The organism is Staphylococcus sp. HMSC072B07, assembly GCF_001815505.1.
In the GTDB taxonomy this organism is placed as follows: Bacteria; Bacillota; Bacilli; order Staphylococcales; family Staphylococcaceae; genus Staphylococcus; species Staphylococcus simulans.
The window spans coordinates 1-394 of the sequence record NZ_KV820933.1 but is presented as its reverse complement, the minus strand read 5'-3'; the positions used below and the strand labels follow the sequence as shown (position 1 = coordinate 394).

Below are 394 nucleotides of genomic sequence, written 5' to 3'. Positions count from 1 at the left end.
CTTCAACAGTTACTGCTGTATCTAATGCATCTTTTACAGCTTTGTCTTCTTTATCAGTCACGTTCAAATCTAAACCTTCAGCAGTTTTAATCACTTTTTCAAGTTCTGATTTATCTGCTTTGGTTACTAAGCTTGATTGTGTTGATTTCAAGACTTCTGTTGCTTTGACAACTTGTTCCACTGTTACAGATTCAGGATTGTTCACGATTCCTTGAGCTACCGCTTGTGCATCTTCGAATGGAGCAACACTGTTTGGTGTGAAGTTATCTTTAACCACTGTTCTTGAGCTTGCAAGTTGTGCTTTCAACGCTTCAAGTGCTTTGTTGAAGGCATCGACTTTATCTTGAGTCACTTTATTTTCGATTGCTTTTTCTAACTCAGAAGTTGCTTTGTT

The 394-nt window shown here is 37.6% G+C and carries 1 protein-coding gene; it reads right to left on the bottom strand.

The annotated features are described in order from the left end of the window. On the bottom strand, positions 1-394 hold a 394-nt coding region (locus tag HMPREF3031_RS13480; RefSeq protein ID WP_180364337.1), incomplete at both ends, for a hypothetical protein.